General features: G+C 67.8%; 14 protein-coding genes. 12 read left to right on the plus strand and 2 right to left on the minus strand.

The features are described from left to right. Positions 1–46: 46 nt before the first annotated feature. On the minus strand, positions 47–2,032 hold the full coding sequence (locus tag CCR97_RS09495; protein ID WP_146618609.1) for an HWE histidine kinase domain-containing protein: 1,986 nt from the start codon (positions 2,030–2,032) through the stop codon (positions 47–49). Positions 2,033–2,949: 917 nt separating this feature from the next. Here CCR97_RS09495 and CCR97_RS09500 point away from each other — a divergent pair. Then, the gene (locus CCR97_RS09500; RefSeq protein WP_111355224.1) at positions 2,950–3,261 is read left to right on the plus strand and encodes a DUF736 domain-containing protein; all 312 of its coding nucleotides are present in this window, start codon (positions 2,950–2,952) and stop codon (positions 3,259–3,261) included. A 156-nt stretch (positions 3,262–3,417) separates the two neighbouring features. On the opposite strand, the gene CCR97_RS09505 is transcribed toward CCR97_RS09500, so the two are convergent. After that, a complete protein-coding gene (locus CCR97_RS09505; RefSeq protein WP_111355223.1) occupies positions 3,418–3,660 on the minus strand; it encodes a helix-turn-helix domain-containing protein in 243 nt (80 codons plus the stop codon). A 193-nt stretch (positions 3,661–3,853) separates the two neighbouring features. On the opposite strand from CCR97_RS09505, the gene CCR97_RS09510 reads away from it, so the two are divergent. From CCR97_RS09510 to CCR97_RS09560, 11 genes are all read left to right on the plus strand, one after another. Continuing rightward, positions 3,854–4,132, plus strand: coding sequence for a DNA -binding domain-containing protein (locus CCR97_RS09510; RefSeq protein WP_111355222.1), 279 nt, complete (start codon positions 3,854–3,856; stop codon positions 4,130–4,132). A 239-nt stretch (positions 4,133–4,371) separates the two neighbouring features. After that, a complete protein-coding gene (locus CCR97_RS09515) occupies positions 4,372–4,584 on the plus strand; it encodes a transcriptional regulator domain-containing protein (protein ID WP_111355221.1) in 213 nt (70 codons plus the stop codon). Continuing rightward, entirely contained in the window at positions 4,529–5,131 is a 603-nt protein-coding gene (locus CCR97_RS09520; RefSeq protein WP_244670347.1) for a DUF2285 domain-containing protein, read from the plus strand. Before CCR97_RS09515 ends, CCR97_RS09520 begins: the two co-directional genes overlap by 56 nt. 195 nt (positions 5,132–5,326) lie before the next feature. After that, positions 5,327–5,614, plus strand: coding sequence for a helix-turn-helix transcriptional regulator (locus tag CCR97_RS09525; RefSeq protein ID WP_111355220.1), 288 nt, complete (start codon positions 5,327–5,329; stop codon positions 5,612–5,614). Positions 5,615–5,944: 330 nt separating this feature from the next. Then, positions 5,945–6,409: a DUF2840 domain-containing protein gene (locus tag CCR97_RS09530; protein WP_111355219.1), complete on the plus strand. Its 465-nt coding sequence runs from the start codon at positions 5,945–5,947 to the stop codon at positions 6,407–6,409. Continuing rightward, complete coding sequence (locus tag CCR97_RS09535; RefSeq protein WP_111355218.1) at positions 6,406–6,918, plus strand: S26 family signal peptidase; 513 nt, start codon at positions 6,406–6,408, stop codon at positions 6,916–6,918. Before CCR97_RS09530 ends, CCR97_RS09535 begins: the two co-directional genes overlap by 4 nt. Before the next feature lie 101 nt (positions 6,919–7,019). Further along, positions 7,020–7,763: a hypothetical protein gene (locus CCR97_RS09540; RefSeq protein ID WP_111355217.1), complete on the plus strand. Its 744-nt coding sequence runs from the start codon at positions 7,020–7,022 to the stop codon at positions 7,761–7,763. Positions 7,764–8,002: 239 nt separating this feature from the next. Next, positions 8,003–9,769: a relaxase/mobilization nuclease domain-containing protein gene (locus CCR97_RS09545; RefSeq protein ID WP_111355216.1), complete on the plus strand. Its 1,767-nt coding sequence runs from the start codon at positions 8,003–8,005 to the stop codon at positions 9,767–9,769. A gap of 176 nt (positions 9,770–9,945) precedes the next feature. Continuing rightward, a complete protein-coding gene (locus tag CCR97_RS09550; protein WP_111355215.1) occupies positions 9,946–11,955 on the plus strand; it encodes a conjugal transfer protein TraG in 2,010 nt (669 codons plus the stop codon). An 11-nt stretch (positions 11,956–11,966) separates the two neighbouring features. Continuing rightward, the gene (locus CCR97_RS09555; protein WP_111355214.1) at positions 11,967–12,416 is read left to right on the plus strand and encodes a CopG family transcriptional regulator; all 450 of its coding nucleotides are present in this window, start codon (positions 11,967–11,969) and stop codon (positions 12,414–12,416) included. Between the two features lie 886 nt (positions 12,417–13,302). After that, on the plus strand, positions 13,303–14,493 hold the full coding sequence (locus CCR97_RS09560) for an efflux RND transporter periplasmic adaptor subunit (RefSeq protein ID WP_111355213.1): 1,191 nt from the start codon (positions 13,303–13,305) through the stop codon (positions 14,491–14,493). Positions 14,494–14,501: the final 8 nt, after the last annotated feature.

Below are 14,501 nucleotides of genomic sequence, written 5' to 3' on the forward strand. Positions count from 1 at the left end.
TCCGCAAGGTGACCAACGGCTTCCGGTCCGAGTGGGGCGCCCACCTCTACGCGGACGTTCGATCCGTGCTCGAAACCGCTCGCCGCCGCGCCATCGGCGCCCTCGACGCCATCCGCGCCACGCTGAGCCGTGGTGCGCTCGATCGCGCTGCTACAATGTTGACGGCGGCCCCAAAGGGGTGAGTGGTTACGATGCGGAAGCCATCGGCGGGGTCTGTCCATTCGACAGAGACGGTTCCCTCCTGGGTCGATAGGGCGCCGTACTTTGCTGCATTTGTGGCGAGCTCGAACATGGCCAGCCCGAGATGCTGGGCTGCTGCCGGGTTCACCCAGAGAGGCGGCCCCTGCAGACTGACCCGGGAAAAGGCGCCGTCGAGAAAGGCACGAAGCTGTGCGCGGATCACGTCTTCGATCGGAGCTCCTTGCCAGTTCTGGCCGACGAGCAGATCGTGGGCGAAGGAGAGGGCTTGCAGGCGGCCCGTGAACCCGTCCTCGAAGGCCCGGACGGAGTCGCTGTTCCGGGCGATCTGACGCACCATCGCCTGCACCACGGCGAACAGGTTCTTGATGCGGTGCGTAAGTTCCCGCATTACCAGTTGCCGCTTTTCCTCCTCCTCCGTTTTTTCAACGTCGCGGCGCCTGCGCTCGGTAATGTCGACGAACGCCACGACGGCGGAAATGATGTTCCCTTGCTCATCCCTGATCGGGGCCGCGTTGACGGAGATGAAGGCGCGGCTGCCATCGCTTCGGGTGATGCCGATTTCTTCCGCCTCTACGATCTCGCCTTGCGTAATGGCGCGCGCCAGCGGCCACTCCGAGGCGTGGTAGGGACGCCCGTCAGGGTGAAACGCCTGCTGCTTGCCGTAGTCCTGAACAGACTGGAAGTCACTGAAGTCGTAACCGCAAATCTTCTCGACCGAGTCGTTGCCGTAGACGATCCGGCCTGTAGGCGCCTCGGCGATCAGGATGGCGACCGGCGCGTGGCGCAGAACCGTCGTGGCCCGCGCTTCACTCATGGCCAGCTCACGCATCGCGCGTTCCCGGGCGGTCTTTTCCGCTTGTAGACGCTCGGACGAGCGCGTTACGGCAAAGAAGGCAGTCGCGAGCAACAGGCTGACGAAGGCACCGCCGGACATATAGGCGAGCCAGGGCAGGGGTGATCTGCTCACGGTCGGACCTCGACCGGAGTAGGTGAGTTCCCAATTTCGTCCGGCAAAACTGATGGGAACGCGGATGTCGTCTCCGGTCTGATTTATCCTTCCTGTCCGGTACAGGTCGCCGGAGTGAGCGGCCTCCATATCGCGGACCCGGAGTCCTTCGTCAGGGCCGATTACGTCGTTCAAGACCGAACCGATGAGGCGGTCGAGCCGGTAGCCGAAGCCGAGATAACCGACGAGTGGCCCTTTTTCCTCGCCGGCCTTCCGGAGCGGGACGTAAGCAACAATCGACAGCACGCCCGGAAGCTGAACCAATTCCAAGGGCGGGGTCGCGACAATGTCAGAGCGCGCGGCCGCTTTCTGCAGCGCTGCGCCCGGGCCGGGTAGGGAGCTTATGACGAGACCCAGGCTGGACAGGTTAGCAGGAGTAGAGGGCTCGATGTCCAGGACGGCATAGAAATCGCTTTTCAGCGCCTCCGGAGGGGCCGGGGCCCTCCCGGGGCCCATGAGGCCAGCGGCCGGATAGGCGATGCGGGCTGCTGCCAGAAAAGCCGGGATGTCGCCGGGCGAGATGCGGGGAATCCAGACGATGGAATTGATGTGCGGCAGCAGAACCAGAAGGCGGTTCCGGAGCGGCGCGAGAGCGCCGGGCTGGAAGCTTTCAGGCGGGTAGAACGTCGCGGCAACGGTCCGGGCGATCGTCTCCCGGTTCTGCAGGTGATTCCGAAGAAGCTCGGCATAGCCGGACGCCGCCCGTTCGCGTTGGCTCTGGACGACGGCCTCATGCGAGCGGACTAATGCTGTGGCCGTAAGGGTGGTCAGCGCCACACCGCACAGCAGGATGCCGCCGCTGATCCAGACCGATCTGTTGAACATGGTGGCGCCTGAGCCCTGCCTAGCACTTGCCAAAGGGAGGGGTCTAGAATGCCATTTCTGTCGGGAGATCCCGCCTCCCAGCTCAAGAGCCTTTACTGTGCAGCCTGCTTGCACTCAAGATCAAAAATACCATGCACTCTCCCTGACATCCTGACGCACCCAACCCGCCGGCCCAAATACCGCGCCCGGTGGTCGCTGCACAGCAGGTGCCGCCGCGTGACCCCTGCCGCCGTCGAAGGTCGGACGCGTCTCCCAGGCCAATCAGGCCGCAAAGGCGACCCGGGATTCTCGAACCTGAGGCGCCCCCCGGCCGAGCGGCTCTCACTTCGGGGTGCGCTGGCTTCAGACTTCCGCAGCCAGATCGCTGAGATTCATCGAAGCCCACCGACCCGGCTCGTCTGGTCTGTCACGAGCGGATCGCCACAGGCTGTCATCGAACCGTCAAACAATCGCGGCCACCGCGCCTTGGCCCGGCCGTTCCATGCACACCAGGACCGGCCGAATTTGTGACGCGAGGACCTGATGTCGCCTTCTCGATCCGATGCGTCGCCGTCGGTTCGACGGCGCAGGTCTTCACACGCCGTGCCGATCCGGGCTCTTGCGGGGCGAGGTGCTGCCACGTCTCCTGGCACTCTGTCCGGGGTGCGCCACGCGGATCTCGGATGGACGAATCTGGCCGAGGGGCGGCTGCGCCTCGATCGTCTGCCCGCAACGGCGGCCGGTCGACTTTCTTCCCCTGCCGCGCGCCCCGCGAGCGGGGTCTCGAAGCGCGGCATTCCTCGCGGGACAAGAAAGTCGCCGTCGCGCCGTCCTCCGCTTCGCTGCGGCCGCGAGCGGTGCGGTCCGATCGCCCCCGGCCGTTCGATCGCCATCGAGGCCGCGATCGGCGCGACCCGGAACCGAGACAGGAGACCACCATGGCGACCATCGGCACCTTCAAGAAGTCCGAGAACGGCGACTACACCGGCGCGGTGAAGACGCTGACCCTCAACGTCAAGGCGCGGATCGCGCCGGTCGAGAAGACGAACGAGAAGGCCCCCGACTTCCGCATCTTCGCCGGCCGGACCGAGTTCGGCGCCGCCTGGAAGAAGACGTCGGCCGAGGGCCGCGAGTACCTCTCGGTCAAGCTCGACGATCCGAGCTTCGCGACCCCGATCTACGCCTCGCTCGTCGAGGTCGACGGCGAGGACGGCCTCTCGCTCATCTGGTCGCGCCGCGTCAGCGACTGACGCGCCGGCCCGGCAGCGCCCCGCCCGCGGCGGGGCGCTCGCGGCCACTCGGCCGCAAGAGCGGCCGCGCAGGGAACGCGCCGAGGTCGTCGGCGCGTGAGAGCAGGAACGGAAGGGAAGAGCCGCATGGCGTGAGGCGCCTGCGTGGATGCCGGGCTACTCAGCCGAAGCGTCGTCGTCTGCGGATGCCGGAGGTCTCTGGAGCAGGTCGGCAGCTTCGACGCCGAGCACGGTCGCGAGCCTGTCGACGACGTCGATGGAGGCGGCGTGGACGCAGCGCTCGAGCAAGCTGACATAGGTCCGATCGATCTCGGCGCGATGTGACAGCTCCTCCTGCGACAGGCCCTGTGCCTGACGCAGCCGTCTCAGGTTGATTGCCAGCACCTCTCGGATCTCCATGGCCGAGAAGGCAGCGCGTTGTAGAGTATTTCACCACGGAGTATACTCGGCAAAATGCCCTCGGCAGGATTTGCGTCGTATCCTGGTCGAGCCGGTGAGGTACAACGAGCGCGCGATTGCCAGTACCCGCCGCTTTTGCTCAGCTCTCGCCGCCGCTCGCCCTCGTCCGTTGGAGCGTTGTGAGGAACCGACGATGTCCCAGCAGACGCCAGCCCCATCGATCGCCGACCTGGCTCCGACCGCCGAGGGCCTGACGGCGTACGACGAGAGCCACATGGTCGTCTATCTTCGGCTCCTCGACGCCGAAGCCGATGGTGCCGACTGGCGCGAGGTGGCGCAAATCGTTCTCGACATGGATGCGGTCCGAGAGCCCGAGCGCGCACGACGTGCGTTCGACTCCCATCTGAGCCGGGCCAAGTGGATGACGGAGCACGGTTATCGCCATCTTCTAGACAGAGTGAGATCGCGCTGACCACGAATTACCCCGCATCTCGTGATCAGACCGATGCGACGATCGCGTACGGAGAGCCATATCTATCAGAAGTTCTGAATGTATCTCGATTGCCCGCGGTTCGAATCTGCTTCTAACCTGCCCTGCATCCCTCTGACTTCTTGATTTTCGATTCGTAGAATCGCCACGTTGTCGTGCCGACTCTGAGTAATACCGTCTGCATGTGAGCACGTTTGTCGCGTGACGTACGGAGATCGCGGATGCCGATCGGTTCCGATTGGCGGTCGCCGGCCGCCTATGTTTACATTGCCGATCTCGATCCCGCCGACCTCGCATGGGAATTCCTGCGGCGCAATCCCACCTACCAGCGCGACTATCGCAAGGCCCTCGAACGTCCCGCCACTCCGGACAAGACGATTGGTCGTCGCTGGGGGCTGCCCTTTCGCGGTCGATCCCGAGCAGAGCGCCGATGAGGCTGCCGTCGTCTGGCTTCCGCGTCTCGACCCGAACGTTATCGTTCTCGCGCCCGCGCCGCTGAGCTTTGGCGACGCGCAAACGATCGCCTCGCTGCCGCTGACGGTCCGGGAAACGACGAGCGAGGGCACCTATGCGGTGGCCGACCAAGGCGGTCGTCGCGTGTCTCTCGTGCTCTCGGAGGGAGTATCGACGAGCAGCGCGGCCGCGGCCCTGATCCCGCTCGATGCGCGCTTCCCGGCCCGGATCGAGGCCGCACTTCAGCTGTGGCGCGCCTTGAATGGACACCGGGCTCCTCTCCGAAGAGATCCTCTCACCCGGCAGCGCCGACAGCGCCTCGCGCTGTCGCTGCGCGCGCTCGATGGTCGGCTGGCCGGACATGCCTATCGCTCGATCGCTGCTGGATTGTTCGGCGACGCGCGTGTCCCGAAAGGCCGGGCATGGAAGACGCATGACCTGCGTGACCGCACCATCCGCCTCGTCCGCTTCGGAACCAAGTTGATGCGCGGCGGGTACCTCGACCTGCTCCTCGTGCGTTCGCGCTGAGACCTCGTGCTGGCGCTCGGTATCCGCTGACACGGCGACCGAACGACACCCATTCGCGAGCGAGCACGTCGTCGCGGGGTGGCGCAACCCGTGCGGGCCTTCTTCGCCATCCCCCTCCGCGGCTGTGCTTCGCCATCGTGATGCCGATACGCCGCCGATGTCCGGCGGTGGTCATCGCCACGATGGAGAGCCGCCATGCCCGATCCTCTTTCCGGCCTGCCGCCGCGGTTTCTGCGCACGCCCGAGGCGGCGCGTTTCGTCGGCCTGTCCGGCCGGACGCTCGAGAAGCACCGCACCTACGGGACGGGTCCGAAGTACCGCAAGATCGGCGGTCGCGTCGTCTACGCGCTCGAGGATCTGAAGGCCTGGACGGATCTCGCGACGAAGAGCTCGACCTCGGATCCGGGTGTCGGGACCGTTCATCCGGCCAAGCGCGGCGCTGCACAGAACGCCGTCCGGCCGGGGACTCCGTCGCGCCGATGAGCGTCGCGCCGTGCGGCAATCACGTCGCGGTTTGACATCGCGAAGACGCCTGCGCCGCGCCAGCCCCGCACGACGCTCCCGATCCGACGAACACAGCGCCACGCAGCCGGACCCTGTCGTCTCAGGCGTGACGCGGTTCGTCTGGAGATCGAAACCAATCGAACGAGGTCTCTTCAGCATGCGAGTCCTATGTCGGAAGACCTGTAGTTCAGCTCCACCCGAAAATGTCCTTCGATCGTCAGGGATCGATGCAACCGATGGCTCTTGTCGCGGCGCCGAGACCATCCGTCGCGCCGCCGGGACGCCGTCGTCATGCATGGGGGGCGTGCCATGACCAGCCTCACGCATGTCGAGCTCGTGTGGATGGCCAAGCGCGTCGAGTCGTGGATACGGTTCGGTCGCATCGTCGAGGAGCATCCGGTCGACCGCAGCTGCCGCATCGTCAGCTTCGAGCCGAACAGCGTCTTCGCGGTCGTTCGATGGGTCGCCAACGACTACGGCACGGTCGCCTCGCGCATCATGATCCTGCGTGCGGTCTCGCCGCGCGAACGCTACGCGACCCTACCGACCATTCATCCCGGCGCCGACATCCTGCTGCATCTGTCCGGCTGGCCGAAGGTCGAGAAGGCACTGCGCGTGATCGACCCGATCGAGGCGCAGGGGATCGATCCGGTCGAGGTCGCGCCCGAGCACTGGCGTCATGTTCACAACCGCCTCTCGGTCAACGAGCAGGTGCGGCCCTACACGCGCGACCAGCACAAGGCCTGGCTCCATCGCCGGAGAGTGCAGCCATGAGCGGGCGGCTTTTGATCATCGCCACGACCGCGACGGCTGCGATCGTGGTCCTTTCGACAATTGGTCCGAAGCCGCGCCCGTCCTTCGTCTGGAACGTGTCGGCGAGCGTCCCGACCGGGCTCTACGCCGTCGAGCCGGCGCGCAAGCTCGCCGTCACCGACCTTGTCGTCGCCGTGCCGCCGGAACCGCTCGCCAAGGAACTCGCCGAGCGCGGCGCTCTCCCGGCTGGCGTCCCGTTGATCAAACGCGTGCTCGCACTGCCGGGACAGACGGTTTGCCGGACCGGGCTCGAGATCGCGGTCGACGCCCTCGCCATGGGGCAAGCGCTCGAACGCGACCGGCACGGGCGACCACTGGCGAGCTGGGACGGCTGTCGTGTCCTGCGCCACGGCGAGGTCTTCCTGATGAACTGGGACGAGCCGTTGTCGTTCGATGGACGCTACTTCGGGCCTCTGCCGGTCAGCAGTGTCGTTGGGCGTGCGATCCCGGTCTGGGTGTCGGAGGAATGATGCGCGCGGATTCCTTCGCCAATTTCGACATCGCGCGTCTTCCTGACGAAGTCGGCAGCGTGCTTCGGACACACTTCCGTGCATCTCCCGAGTGACCAGTCATGGACCTCGTGACGTTAGTGGCCCTGTGCTCGATTGGTGTCGATCCGAAGGTGATGCATGCGCTGGTCTGGCATCAGTCCGGTGGCGAGCCGTGGTCCTTCACCATACCGGGCGAGGTCGAGCCGCGCATCTTTCGGAAGGTGCGAGACGTCGTGGCCGAAGCACGCGCCGTCCACGTTGCCGCTGCCGTCCGGGTCGGCCTGACGGGTCTGTCCATTGCGCCGTCCGCCGTGACCATGATGACGTTCCTGCCTTGTCCGAACATCGCGACCGCAGCGCGCCAGATCGTCCAACTCCGGACGCGGTGCGAGGCGAGCGGGCGCACGGACGTCGACCCGACCTCATGTGCGCTTGCGGCTTATCGCGGATCCTGGGAACGCCCCGATACGAGGTTTGCGGCCGCTGTGCGAGCATCGGTCGCCAACGGGGATGCGCCGGACTTCGACATGCCGGAGGACACCGGCCTCGCATTCCGCGACATGGTGCTCGACCTCGACGCGCCCGCATCCGAAGTCCCTTCGTCCCGGACGTTATCGGCTGCGGACGACCGCGAGCGTGGGTGGAGCAGTGGCCTGTTCCCGCTGCCCCGATCGACGTCCGGCGACCCGTCCGAGCGACGATCGATCGCCGGCCCAGCACCCGATTCCGTGCAGCGGGACCGCAAACCGAATGTCGGACCACGCGCCGACAATCCGCCGGCCGACGGCCTGTTCGTCGCTCGCTCGTCACGGCGGGAACCCTGATCGCCGATCGGGGACTGTCGGAATCCGATCGCAGCCTGTCGTGAAGAATGCGGGAGGACAGGGGTGAGGACGCCACGACCGAAGGATTGCAAGATTAAAGGCGCGGCACGCCGGTCTCGCCAAGCCCTTGCCAGGGCTCGGCGATCGGCGGTGCCATCGGTCGGTCGGCGTGCCGCTGCACGGAGATTCACGAGCCGTCACAAGGACGTCCGCGGCACTGAGCAGAAGGGACGGTGGCAGTGAGCAAGGATCGTCGATCCGACGACCTGCAAGTCCGGCCCGGCCGCATCCGCGATCGCGGTGTCCGCGCGAGACCCAAGACGTTCGTTGGCCAGGTCCTCGCTGCCGCGCAGAAGGCGGGGCATGTCGGTAAGCGTTCACGACCGGGCCGGTCGCCGTGGTCGGGAGGTTCGACCTTTGGGCGCGGACGCGGCGTGGCTTTCGGTGGACGCCGGCTTCTCGACCCGACGCGGCGGGTCCTGGTCAAGGCGCGCATCATGCGCCACCGCGGCCAGGCCTTCCGGGCAGCGCCGCTCTCCGCCCATGTCGCGTACCTCCGGCGCGAGGGCGTGGGCCGGGACGGTGAGAGGGCGCGGATGTTCGACGCCGGCGGCGACACCGACGAGAAGAGCTTCGTCGAACGGTGCGCGGGCGATCGCCACCACTTCCGCTTCATCGTCAGTCCGGAAGAGGCCTCCGACCTGACCGACCTGAAGGCGTTCACGCGCGACCTCCTCACCGACATGGAGCGCGACCTCGGGACCCGGCTCGACTGGGTCGCGGTCGAGCACTGGAACACCGACAACCCCCACGTCCATCTTCTGGTGCGTGGCCAGGCCGAGGACGGCCGCGACCTCGTTATCAGCCGGGACTACATCACCCGCGGCATGCGGGAGCGCGCCGAGCACCTCGTTACGATCGAGCTCGGCCCCAAGACCGAGCGGGACATGTGGGCATCGCTCGATCGCGACATCGGCGTGGACCGCTGGACCCGGCTCGACACCGCCATGCTGCGTCACGCCGACGAAGCCGGGCTGATCGACTTGCGGATGTCAGCCGGGAGCGGGACCGATCCGGAGATCCGCCGGCGGATGATCGGCCGGCTGCAGCGGCTGGAACAGATGGGGCTCGCCCGGCCCGAGGGGGCTGCCCGGTGGTCCGTCGTTCCCGATGCAGAGCGCACGCTTCGCGACCTCGCCGCCCGCCGCGACATCATCGAGGTCATGCATCGTGCCACCGCGGAGCGGGGGATCGAACGCCCGATCGGCGACTACATGATCCACGACCACAACGACCGACCGACGATTACCGGACACCTGATCGCCAGAGGTCTGCACGACGAGCTCGGCGGCGAAGCCTATGCCGTGATCGACGGCGTCGACGGTAGGCTCCACCATGTCCGTTTTCCCGACCTCGACCGGCTGGAGCATGCCCCGCCGGTCGGCGGGATCGCGGCCGTGCGGCACCTGCAGGCCGACGGCGGGGGCAGGGCAAATCGGATTCTGAGCGTGCGGTCCGATCTGACGCTCGAGGCCCAGGTGACGGCGAATGGCGCGACCTGGCTCGACCACCAGCTCCTGGTGCGCGACAAGGCGGCGCTGTCCGAGGGCGGCTTCGGCAGCGAGGTGCGCGACGCGCTCGACCGGCGCGTCGACCGTCTGGTCGGGGAGGGGCTGGCGCGTCGCCAGGGCGGTCGCGTCGTGTTCGCCCGCGATCTGCTCGCCACGCTGCGGCGGCGTGACCTCGATGCCGCAGCGGCCCGGATCACGGCCGAGACCGGACTGGCTCATCGCGCGCCCGCCGAAGGCGACTCCATCGCTGGCGTCTATCGCCAGCGCCTGACCCTCGCCTCGGGTCGGTTCGCCATGATCGACGATGGGCTCGGCTTCGCGCTCGTGCCGTGGCGGCCGTCGCTCGAGCCGCACATCGGGCGGCAGGTCTCTGGCCTCGTCCGAGCCGGAGGCATCGACTGGACGCTCGGCCGACAGCGCGGCCTCGGCATCTGATGGCTGCTTCGGCCTCGTGAGTCGGTCGCCTCTCGGATCGATCTCGTTTCCACGCCGCTCTGGCGACCCCGGTCATTGCACGACCGCGTTCGCCACTGTGCGACGACGCCACGCGGCCCGTTGCAGGCCGTCGACCACGCTCGTCTAGTCGCAGCATCACGGCTGAGGAACCAAGCGTGTCTGCGACAAAGATCCTCTGGGGCCAAGTCCTCGTCGTTTCGCTGATCGTGCTCGCCGCGACCTGGGGCGCGACGCAGTGGACCGCCTGGCGGCTCGCCTATCAGCCCCAGCTCGGCCAGCCCTGGACCGTGGCTTTCGGTGTTCCCCTCTATCCGCCGCCCGAGTTCTTCTTGTGGTGGTTCCGGTTCGACGCCTATGCCCCGAAGATTTTCCTCGAGGGCGCCGTCATCGCCTCCTCTGGTGGCTTCCTCGCGATCGCCATCGCGGTCGGGATGTCGGTGTGGCGGGCCCGTGAGGAGAAGGAGGCCGCGACCTACGGCTCGGCCCGGTGGGCGACCGAGCGGGAGGTGCGCACCGCCGGGCTGCTCGGCCCGAACGGCGTCGTGCTCGGCCGGCTCGGCGGCGCCTATCTGCGGCACGACGGACCCGAGCACGTGCTCTGCTTCGCGCCGACGCGCTCCGGCAAGGGCGTCGGCCTCGTCGTGCCGACGCTCCTGACCTGGCCGGGTAGCGCCATCGTCCACGACATCAAGGGCGAGAACGTCCGCCTCACCGCCGGGTGGCGCGCGACCTTCGGCCGGGTCCACGTGTTCGACCCGACCAATCCGGCGAGCGCCGCCTACAATCCGCTGCTCGAGGTCCGGCGCGGCGACGCCGAGGTGCGCGACGTCCAGAACGTCGCCGACATCCTGGTCGATCCGGAAGGGGCGCTCGAACGCCGGAACCACTGGGAGAAGACCAGCCACTCGCTCCTGGTCGGCGCGATCCTTCACGTCCTCTATGCCGAGCCCGACAAGACGCTGGCCGGGGTCGCCACCTTCCTGTCCGACCCGCGCCGCCCGATCGAGCTGACGCTGCGGGCCATGATGGTAACGCCGCATCTCGGGGACCGCCCGCATCCGGTGATCGCGTCGGCCGCCCGCGAGCTTCTGAACAAGAGCGAGAACGAGCGCTCGGGCGTGCTCTCGACCGCAATGAGCTTCCTCGGCCTCTACCGCGATCCGGTGGTCGCCGCGGTGACGTGCCGCTCCGACTGGCGGATCGCCGACCTCGTCGACGGCAATCGCCCGGCGACCCTCTATCTGGTCGTGCCGCCCTCCGACATCAGCCGGACCAAGCCGCTGGTCCGTCTCGTCCTCAATCAGATCGGCCGGCGGCTGACCGAGGAGCTCGACCCCAAGGGCCGCCGTCACCGGCTCCTCCTGATGCTCGACGAGTTCCCGGCGCTCGGTCGGCTCGACTTCTTCGAGTCGGCCCTCGCCTTCATGGCCGGCTATGGCCTCACGAGCTTCCTGATCGCCCAGTCGCTCAATCAGATCGAGAAGGCCTACGGGCCGAACAATGCGATCCTCGACAACTGCCATGTCCGCATCGCGTTCGCGACCAACGACGAGCGGACCGCCCGGCGCGTCTCCGACGCGCTCGGACAGGCGACCGAGCTGCGCGCCATGAAGAACTATGCCGGCCATCGGCTCTCGCCCTGGCTCGGGCATCTCATGGTGAGCCGCCAGGAGACCGCCCGGGCTCTGCTTACGCCCGGCGAAGTCATGCAGCTGCCGGTCACCGACGAGCTCGTTCTCGTCGCCGGCCTGCCCCCGATCCGCGCCAAGAAGGCCCGCTACTACGAGGACAGACGCCTTTCGGCGCGGCTGATGCCGCCCCCCTCGGCTGCGGCCGGGAAGGGCGGTCCCGGCGGCCGAACCCGAGCACAGGCCGACGACTGGACGGGCTCCCGTGACCTGATCCCGCCGTCTCCTGCCGCGAACGGTTCGGCCGCCGGGTCTCTCACCCGAGCGAGCGACCCGGACAATGCCGGCATCCGCCGCGAGCCGGAGCTGCCCGAGCACGAGGCGATCGTCCCCGAGACGCCGCCAGCGAGGCGCGAGTTCGATCTGATCGACGAGGACGTGGACGACGTCCCGCCGCCGACCGATGGACTCGGGCAACGCATGCGCGGAACCGCCCGGCAGGCCGCCATGGACCCGAACGACGGCATCGATCTCTGAAGGAGCGTTGCATGAAGACGCGCATGAACGTGTATTTCGAGGCGGAGCTCCTGCAGAAGGTCGCCGACCTCGCGGCCCGGCGGAACCTGTCGAGATCCCTGATCGTCGAGGCCGCGGTCGCCTCGTTCCTGTCGCCCGATGCCGAGGATCGCCGCGAGGCCGCGTTCGCACGGCGACTCGACCGTCTGAGCCGGCAGATCGACCGGCTGACGCGCGACGTCGGAATCTCTAGCGAAGCCGTCGGTTTGTTCGTGCGGTTCTGGCTGACCGCCACCCCACCGATCCCTGACGCCGCCTGGGCGGCCGCAAGGGCCACCGGCACCGAACGCTACCAGGCCTTCGTCGACGCCCTCGGCCGTCGCGTCGCCAAGGGACACAGCTTCATCCACGAGGTCTCCGTCGAGGTCGAGGGACAGGGGGCAACGCCGCTCTCCGAGACAGCGGCCGAGGCCAGGAATTGACCCACCAGCTTTCGGGGAGCGGAGCTGCCATTCCTCAGTTGAGAATTCTGCAACGAGCATGATCCACGTGCGGACCGACGCTTCTGCGATTTCGACCGACTGAACCAACTGTAGCGGACAAATACGCTCACCAATCGCACCAAAAGGACGTTGCAGCCGGCGGTATACGGCCGTCATCGAAAAATCCGTCTTCGAAGACCGTCGGGCCGCCCCGTTCGCGGTCACTGGCGCTGGGCTTTGTTGCGAACACCATTCGCTGGCCGCTCGCAGCCCGGGCGAACGAATGATTCTTGCGCTCGCCAAGGCGCCTTATTCGCAACCTCGTTGAACCAAAGTCTACTCACGGGACATCGGCTTTTGCGCCGACCGAAACCAGCCCGCTCCCATACCGGGCGTCGTTGGCCCGCGGTTCGACATCGCGGCAGTCGGCCTCGGCCACGGTCCTCTTTCTGAGGCCAGTCGCGCAGACACGGGCTGCCCCTCCACGCATCGGCACATCCGGCGGGCAACGCTGTTCCGCTATACTCGTTTGAATCTGACGGACCGTCCCGCGCATGTGCGTTCGACTTCCTCAGCGGCCGAGGGCCTTCTTGAACCGACTTTCCTTGTGGAGCTGATGCCGTCCGCCTTCTCGACCGCGTGGTGCAGTGGATGCGTCGCCGGGCGCCAACGGACGCGGCTGCGACATCTTGCGTCCGGGTACCCGGGCTTGCGCGTGATCCAACGTGAGCCGATCTCCGTACCAACGCCAAACCGCCAGACGAGGCCGGCGTGCGCGACTGATCCGTCCAGACGATCGACGAGCCGTGGCGGCCGCATGACGCCGCGTGCGGCTACGACTTGGAATTTCTGAGCCGATGCCGATTGACTGCCCGAGGTCGTGCCGATGCCGAGATGCCAACCCGCCGGGTCCGCCGGCCTGTCCCTCCGCGCGCTCGCCGCCGCGCTCGCCGCGACATTGACGGCCTGTGGCGACGCGAGCGTCGTGCCCGCCGCCGCCCCGTCCGCGCGGCCCGAGGTCGGCGTCGTCACGGTCCAGGCAGCCAGCGTGACGCTCACCAAGGAGCTGCCGGGCCGGATCACGCCGATGCGCATCGCCGAGGTGCGGCCGCGGGTGAGCGGCATCGTGGTCGAGCGCAGCTTCCAGCAGGGTAGCGTGGTCGAGGCCGGGGCGGTGCTGTACCGGATCGATCCCGCCCCCTTCCAGGTCGAGCTCGACAAGACCAAGGCGGCGCTCGCCAAGGCCGAGGCGGTGCTCTACCAGGCCTCTCGTCAGGAGGACCGGCTGCGGACGCTGCTGCCCGCCCAGGCCACCAGCCAGGCCCAGTACGAGCTGGCGGTCGCGGCCGAGCGCCAGGCCGAGGCCGAGGTGGCGGCCCAGAAGGCGGCGGTCGGCCAGGCCCAGCTCAATCTCGACTGGGCGACCGTGCGGGCGCCCATCACGGGCCGCATCGGCCGTGCGCTGGTGACCGAGGGCGCGCTGGTCAGCCCCAACGAGACGACGCATCTCGCCACCATCCAGCAGCTCGACCCGATCTATGCCGACTTCACCCAGTCGGTCGGCGAGCTGAACCAGCTTCGGCGCGATCTCGCCGAAGGCCGCCTGAAGAGCGTGTCGCCGGAGGCGGCACGGGTCCGCCTGCTGCTCGACGACGGCGCGGTCTATCGGCACGCGGGCCGGCTCCTGTTCTCCGACGTCAGCGTCGATCCCGGCACTGCCAAGGTGACGCTGCGCGGCGAGTTCCCCAATCCCGACGCCGACCTGCTGCCCGGCATGTATGTGCGGGTGCAGATCGAGGAGGCGATCGACACCGACGGGATCGTGATTCCGGCCCAGGCCGTGCAGCGCACGACGGCGGGCGGCAGTGCCGTGTTCGTCGTCAACGGCGAGGGGCGGGCGATGCTGCACCCGGTGCGGGCGGGACGCACCCTCGCCGGCGGCGTGCTGATCGAGGACGGGCTGACGCCGGGCTGGCGCGTCGTCGTCGACGGCTTCCAGAAGTTCGCGCCGGGCGACGCCGTGACGCCGGTGCCCTGGCGCAGTCCGGGCAGCGGCCCGCCGGCCGCGCCGAACTGATCGCCACG

The organism is Rhodoplanes elegans, assembly GCF_016653355.1.
In the GTDB taxonomy this organism is placed as follows: domain Bacteria; phylum Pseudomonadota; class Alphaproteobacteria; order Rhizobiales; family Xanthobacteraceae; genus Rhodoplanes; species Rhodoplanes elegans.

Excerpts from the sequence above, each read along its gene's own strand:
- CCR97_RS09495 (WP_146618609.1), bottom strand. The coding sequence starts at position 2,032 with ATGTTCAACAGATCGGTCTGGATCAGCGGCGGCATCCTGCTGTGCGGT.
- CCR97_RS09500 (WP_111355224.1), top strand. The coding sequence starts at position 2,950 with ATGGCGACCATCGGCACCTTCAAGAAGTCCGAGAACGGCGACTACACC.
- CCR97_RS09505 (WP_111355223.1), bottom strand. The coding sequence starts at position 3,660 with ATGGAGATCCGAGAGGTGCTGGCAATCAACCTGAGACGGCTGCGTCAG.
- CCR97_RS09510 (WP_111355222.1), top strand. The coding sequence starts at position 3,854 with ATGTCCCAGCAGACGCCAGCCCCATCGATCGCCGACCTGGCTCCGACC.
- CCR97_RS09515 (WP_111355221.1), top strand. The coding sequence starts at position 4,372 with ATGCCGATCGGTTCCGATTGGCGGTCGCCGGCCGCCTATGTTTACATT.
- CCR97_RS09525 (WP_111355220.1), top strand. The coding sequence starts at position 5,327 with ATGCCCGATCCTCTTTCCGGCCTGCCGCCGCGGTTTCTGCGCACGCCC.
- CCR97_RS09530 (WP_111355219.1), top strand. The coding sequence starts at position 5,945 with ATGACCAGCCTCACGCATGTCGAGCTCGTGTGGATGGCCAAGCGCGTC.
- CCR97_RS09535 (WP_111355218.1), top strand. The coding sequence starts at position 6,406 with ATGAGCGGGCGGCTTTTGATCATCGCCACGACCGCGACGGCTGCGATC.
- CCR97_RS09540 (WP_111355217.1), top strand. The coding sequence starts at position 7,020 with ATGGACCTCGTGACGTTAGTGGCCCTGTGCTCGATTGGTGTCGATCCG.
- CCR97_RS09555 (WP_111355214.1), top strand. The coding sequence starts at position 11,967 with ATGAAGACGCGCATGAACGTGTATTTCGAGGCGGAGCTCCTGCAGAAG.
- CCR97_RS09560 (WP_111355213.1), top strand. The coding sequence starts at position 13,303 with ATGCCGAGATGCCAACCCGCCGGGTCCGCCGGCCTGTCCCTCCGCGCG.